6 protein-coding genes and 2 tRNA genes are annotated in these 5,905 nt (G+C 37.7%); 3 read left to right on the forward strand and 5 right to left on the reverse strand.

Annotation, left to right across the window (positions count from 1 at the left end; all coding sequences use genetic code 11):
- From ACSHXM_RS20520 to dnaQ, 4 genes are all read right to left on the reverse strand, one after another.
- A tRNA-Asp gene (locus ACSHXM_RS20520) sits at positions 1–77 on the reverse strand.
- Positions 78–138: 61 nt separating this feature from the next.
- A tRNA-Asp gene (locus ACSHXM_RS20525) sits at positions 139–215 on the reverse strand.
- A 186-nt stretch (positions 216–401) separates the two neighbouring features.
- Complete coding sequence (locus tag ACSHXM_RS20530; protein WP_435692042.1) at positions 402–1,949, reverse strand: TIGR03503 family protein; 1,548 nt, start codon at positions 1,947–1,949, stop codon at positions 402–404.
- A 23-nt stretch (positions 1,950–1,972) separates the two neighbouring features.
- A complete protein-coding gene (gene dnaQ, locus ACSHXM_RS20535) occupies positions 1,973–2,680 on the reverse strand; it encodes a DNA polymerase III subunit epsilon (protein WP_435692044.1) in 708 nt (235 codons plus the stop codon).
- A gap of 141 nt (positions 2,681–2,821) precedes the next feature.
- Between dnaQ and rnhA the strand changes: the two genes are divergently transcribed.
- Positions 2,822–3,283, forward strand: a complete 462-nt coding sequence (gene rnhA, locus ACSHXM_RS20540) for a ribonuclease HI (protein ID WP_435692046.1) — start codon at positions 2,822–2,824, stop codon at positions 3,281–3,283.
- Between the two features lie 4 nt (positions 3,284–3,287).
- Here the strand turns inward: rnhA and ACSHXM_RS20545 are convergent, their stop codons facing one another.
- The gene (locus ACSHXM_RS20545) at positions 3,288–3,743 is read right to left on the reverse strand and encodes a GNAT family N-acetyltransferase (RefSeq protein WP_435692049.1); all 456 of its coding nucleotides are present in this window, start codon (positions 3,741–3,743) and stop codon (positions 3,288–3,290) included.
- Between the two features lie 79 nt (positions 3,744–3,822).
- Here ACSHXM_RS20545 and putP point away from each other — a divergent pair, with 79 nt between their 5' ends.
- Together putP and ACSHXM_RS20555 are read left to right on the forward strand one after the other, a co-directional pair.
- Positions 3,823–5,343: a sodium/proline symporter PutP gene (gene putP / locus ACSHXM_RS20550; protein ID WP_435692051.1), complete on the forward strand. Its 1,521-nt coding sequence runs from the start codon at positions 3,823–3,825 to the stop codon at positions 5,341–5,343.
- Between the two features lie 84 nt (positions 5,344–5,427).
- On the forward strand, positions 5,428–5,905 hold a 478-nt coding region (locus ACSHXM_RS20555; RefSeq protein WP_435692053.1), incomplete at its 3' end, for an EAL and HDOD domain-containing protein.

Below are 5,905 nucleotides of genomic sequence, written 5' to 3' on the forward strand. Positions count from 1 at the left end.
TGGCGGAGTGGACGAGACTCGAACTCGCGACCCCCGGCGTGACAGGCCGGTATTCTAACCAACTGAACTACCACTCCAGCCGTAATCAAAACTTTTACTTAATATTAAAAATATCCAGTAAAATAACACTATTAAAGTTGGCGGAGTGGACGAGACTCGAACTCGCGACCCCCGGCGTGACAGGCCGGTATTCTAACCAACTGAACTACCACTCCACAATCTTTAACAATATCATGCAGTTAGATGAAAAATATTAGATATCCCTCCTCAACCGCGGCGCAGATAATACGGGTTCCCCTAGATTGAGTCAATAGCTTTTTTAGCTAAAATTAGCTTAATAAGTTTGTTTGCTTGAGTATTAACCAATTACGCCAAAATTAAGGGGGGATTAAGCTCTAATTTTAATCATTTGGTAAAGATAGATCTTTAAACCCAGCGTCAGATTCTTTTTCCTTACCTTCCTTTTTACTTTCTGGGGTTTGGGCTGATTCAGCATGTTTGGGCTTACGTTTAAACAACTTGGCAAAAAAACCGGCCTTAACTTCTGGTTCTGCAGAGTCCTTCACCTGTTTTTCTTTAGAAGCGTCATTTGATATATCTTTTTTTCTAAATGAAAAGCTCATTTTTTTATTACTTGTGATAAACCAGATTAAGGCTCCCCCCACAACAAGCAAAAATACGTTAATACCCACAATTAAAGAGACTAAGGTAGACTTAGACATTTTTTCGTCTTCTTCAGGTATTGACTCAATAATATCTTGTTCTGTTGAAACTTCATTAGAAGGCGCTTGAATGTTGTCCTTTTGTCCATTTGCCGATTTTTTAACGGGCTTAGGCTCTTCCACTAAAAAAGAGTATTCCGGTACATCTAAAATAAACTCTCTTCCATCCAGTGTATTACCAAAAGCCGTTAGCTTGACTCGATAAATACCAAAATCAAAATGAATAATGTCGTGCTCTCGAATGTCATCAGACATATCTGTTATAGAAAAATTTTGGATATCCCCGTTAGGGTAACGCACTTTACCATCAATTAGTAAGGTCGAAATGTCCACGTGTTCTCTATCGGCATCGACTTTTAGCTTATGGTATCCGCCTTTACCGTCGTCTATATCAACTAGGATATTCACTGGATTAGGTAACAACATAATATTCGGATCAATTTGCTCTCTAGAGTACATAGGGGTTGAAACTTTAAATGTTGGGATCCACTCTCCATCCGCAACTGACAAATTAAACTGTCCAGTAAACACACCATCCAAAGGTGTTTCATCCATTCCTTTTCCGTTATCTTCAAAGCTAGCTATGATTTCTGGATCTGCGCCAAAATTATTATAATTGGGGTTGTTAGTACTGGATAATGAAATGGTCAATTCCACAACATCTCTAAATGCAGTGTAATCAATGGGCTCCCCATCATTCGTCAGATAGGCTGTTTGTTTTAATATTTCCCCGGAAAAAATGGTCTGTGGCAATGCTTCGGCATGCAATTCCAACTCACTGATCACCATTACTCGACTATTAGGTAAAATATCTCCAACGGCTTGCCAGGGGCCAATTGCAGGATTTTTAATGCTGATCATGTCGTAAGTGCTGGTATCGTACCAAAATACACTTTCGCCATCGGCACTGGCTTGAAATAGTTTAGAGCCGTCTGGTTGAACCAAAACGATTGGACTCGAACCGTAGGTTCTGAAAAAAACCATCGTAATCTCTTCTACTTCGTAGTCGATTCTAAAACGGTTTTGTAACAGGGTGATACTGTTGTGATACTTGTTACCTAATTGGGTAAGAGGTGATTCTGGTTCAAGTTCAGAACCCTCAGCATTTTGACTAACTGCGGCACTAGTAGATTGTGATATTAAAGGGACTATCGCTAACGAATAACAAACATGACTAAAGCACATCAATATGCTGCAGACGAATATTCCTATTACCCTTTTATTCATGCTTTAAACCTACTTATGTCTGGTTATTGGCGCCAAAGACAACTTCCACCTTCTTCTACCACAATATCTAAACGACTTTCATGTTGTTCTAATTCATCGGCTGTTGGCTGTACAATCTTTAATGGATTTCTATCTGATGATACTCGTCTAATTGTTTCGACCTGCACGCCCCCTTCTCCACTACCCTGACCACTTAGGTTTAAATCCGTTTGGCCACCCGTCATCATTAGGTATACGTCAGCTAATATTTCCGCATCTAACAATGCACCATGCTTTTCACGGTGAGAGTTATCAATACCATAACGTCGACATAAGGCATCGAGGTTGTTTTTTTGTCCTGGGTGAATTTGCCTAGCCAACTCAAGGGTATCAAGCACAGTGCACATATTGCCTGTTTTATTTTCTGCAAGCCCAGTTAACTTAGCGAATTCATGATCCATAAAGCCGACATCAAACGGCGCATTATGAATAACGAGTTGACCACCTTTAATAAAATCAATGAACTCCTGTGCAATATTTCTAAATATAGGCTTGTCGGTCAAATATTCATTAGTGATCCCGTGAACCTCTATGGCTTCTTGCTCAACTAGTCTTTCTGGATTGATATAAACATGAAAAGTGTTACCGGTTAAGCGACGATTAACTAACTCTACACAACCGATTTCGATTATTCGATGACCCTGTCTAGGGTCAATACCGGTTGTTTCTGTATCTAAAACTATTTGTCTCATCGAGTTCTCATATAAAATTTGTAGGCTAATTCATTTAAATTTCGACCAGTTAGTACGTGAAATAACTTGGTGTGATTGTTATTAAACAACATTATACTGCCCTTAATCATAAACTTTCGCATTTATATAAAAAATAATTAGATGAAAAAAATAGATATTTATACTGATGGATCTTGTTTAGGCAACCCTGGTCCTGGTGGGTACGGTGCAGTCATGATTTTTGACAAACACCGTAAAGAACTCAGTCAAGGGTTTAAACATACCACTAACAACAGAATGGAATTATTGGCCACGATAGAAGCTTTAGCTTGTTTGACCGAGCCATGTGTTGTAAACCTTACAACGGATAGTCAATATGTTAAAAATGGTATAAACCAATGGATTAAAGGTTGGAAAAAAAACGGATGGAAAACCTCAGCCAGGAAACCCGTTAAAAACGTTGATCTTTGGAAACGATTAGATGAACAGGTTAGTCAACACGATGTTAGCTGGTTTTGGGTGAAGGGCCATTCAGGTCATCCTGAAAATGAAGCTTGTGACCAATTGGCACGACAGGCAGCTGAAAGTTCTTCACTACTTGATGATATTGGTTTTGAACAATAATTTATTACTGGCTATAGAGCATACCAATGTGCTCTATACCGCCATCATCATAAGGCTCACCAAATTCTACAAAACCTAAACGATGGTAAAATTGACAAGCATAGGTTTGTGAAGATAAAACAATTTCATATTCTGGATATGATCTAGAGATATCAGCCAACATTTGTTTGAGCAAAACCTCGCCTTTCCCCATACCTCGCACTTCGCTAAGAAACACAACCCTTTCTATTTTTACTTTTCGTAAAGACTCAACCTCCCTATACCGGCCATAACCAACAAGCTGCCCATTTTTATCATTTATTAAATAATGAATGGAATTTTGATCCAAACCATCTAAGTCCTGATAAATACTATTTTGCTCGACAATAAAAACATCTTGCCTTAACTTGGCAATAGCGTAAATATCATCTCTTGTAAGTTGTTCAAATGTTTTATAAATCATAAGCATACTTGCTGTCACTAGGGTTCTATTGTTAGCATACTATTGCGTTCAATTTTGTTCACTCTAATTTACTCCTTTTACTCACTAGGAATCTTTAATGGATATTTTTACCATCATTTCACTTAGCCTATATTTTGTTGTCATGTTAGGCATAGGTTTATATTCATTTAAACAATCTAATTCAGACGTTGAAGGATACATGTTAGGTGGCAGAAGCTTAAGCCCTAAGGTCACTGCTTTGTCAGCAGGCGCCTCTGATATGAGTGGCTGGATGTTAATGGGCTTACCTGGAGCTATGTATGTATCTGGATTATCTAGCGCTTGGATTGCTGTTGGATTAGTCATTGGTGCATATCTTAATTATATCTGGGTTGCACCTAGGCTCCGGGTCTACACAGAATTAGCAAAAAACGCGATAACAATACCTGATTATTTTGAAAATCGTTTTAATGACTCAAGTCATAGTCTACGCATACTATCTTCCGTTGTTATTGTTATCTTTTTTACCCTGTATACCTCCTCTGGGGTAGTAGCTGGAGGGAAGTTATTTGAATCATCTTTTGGCTTAAGTTACGAATTAGGCTTATATGCTACAGCTGGCGTGGTTGTCGCTTATACTCTATTAGGTGGTTTCATGGCAGTGAGCATGACGGACTTTGTACAAGGGTGCATCATGTTTGTATCGCTTATACTCGTCCCAGTAGTTGTTATATTTGAACTAAATGGGTTGTCTGGTATTACAGCTCAATTAAATACCCTTGACGGCAATTTCATGGGTTTATTTGAAGATGCATCAAGCGGTGAAGCATTATCCGTTATTGGTATTATTTCACTATTATCTTGGGGAGTTGGATATTTTGGTCAACCTCATATTATTGTGCGTTTTATGGCCATACGCTCTGTAACCGAAATAAAAGTAGCACGCAGAATAGGCATTAGTTGGATGATAATTTCAATTATAGGTGCCCTAGCAACTGGTTTAGTTGGGTTAGCGTATATCACCAAAACTCAAAACACGCTAAATGACCCCGAAACCATTTTTGTTTATTTATCACAAATATTATTTCACCCCTTAATTACAGGTTTTTTATTGGGCGCTATATTAGCGGCAATAATGAGCACTATTTCTTCCCAGTTGTTAGTGACATCCAGTTCTTTAACCGGCGATTTTTATCAGGCATTTTTACGTAAAGATGCTAGCCAAAAAGAACTAATACTAGCTGGTCGTATATCCGTGGCCTTAGTAGCATTAGTGGCTATCTATTTAGCCTATGATAGAAATAGTACGATCCTTGATTTAGTGAGTAATGCTTGGGCTGGATTTGGAGCAGCATTTGGACCAGTCATTTTATTCAGTTTATATTGGAAAAGAATGACGCAACTAGCGGCCTTGCTAGGTATGTTGGTAGGTGCGGTAACCGTATTATTTTGGATATATGCGCCCATTGAAATCAATGGCGGTAATTTAAGTAGTTGGCTGTATGAAATTGTTCCTGGTTTTATAACTTGCAGTGTAACAATTCTGATTGTAAGTTTGTTTACTAAAGCTCCTGAAAAAGAAGTGACCAATACTTTTGAACAGGTAGACAACAGTCTAAATGAATTAAAATCAGCTTAATTAACGTTTTTTTAACGAATTAATTGCAACGAAAGGCATCACTGGGTAATGTAAGTTTTTCATCTATGAAGTAAGGGTGGTATTTTGAGTTTTTACGCAGCTAGACAACCAATTTTAGATAAGCAAAAAAATTTGTTTGCTTATGAGTTGTTATACCGTGAAAGCCTGAAAAATTTTTTTCCTGATATCAATGATGACGAAGCGACCGCAAAGTTAATAGAAGGCCTACAGTTTAACTTAGGCTTAGAAACCTTAACCCAAGATTCAATTGCATTTATCAACTTCACGCATTCATCTTTGTTAGAAGGTTATCCATTATTATTACCTAAAGAAAAAGTGGTAGTTGAAATATTGGAAACAGCCAAACCAAGTAAAAAACTACTCAAAGCTTGCATCGATTTAAAAGAAAAAGGGTACATAATTGCGCTAGATGATTACGAACATAGCAAAGTATGGATTCATTTTTTCCCTTACATTGATATTATCAAACTAGATTATTCGTTAACTAGTGAAGATCAATTTCAAGAGATATTGAAAGCCACCAAACCTTATCCTCATATAA

This window comes from Paraglaciecola sp., from assembly GCF_051252315.1.
In the GTDB taxonomy this organism is placed as follows: Bacteria; Pseudomonadota; Gammaproteobacteria; order Enterobacterales; family Alteromonadaceae; genus Paraglaciecola.

Excerpts from the sequence above, each read along its gene's own strand:
- rnhA (WP_435692046.1), top strand. The coding sequence starts at position 2,822 with ATGAAAAAAATAGATATTTATACTGATGGATCTTGTTTAGGCAACCCT.
- ACSHXM_RS20530 (WP_435692042.1), bottom strand. The coding sequence starts at position 1,949 with ATGAATAAAAGGGTAATAGGAATATTCGTCTGCAGCATATTGATGTGC.
- putP (WP_435692051.1), top strand. The coding sequence starts at position 3,823 with ATGGATATTTTTACCATCATTTCACTTAGCCTATATTTTGTTGTCATG.
- dnaQ (WP_435692044.1), bottom strand. The coding sequence starts at position 2,680 with ATGAGACAAATAGTTTTAGATACAGAAACAACCGGTATTGACCCTAGA.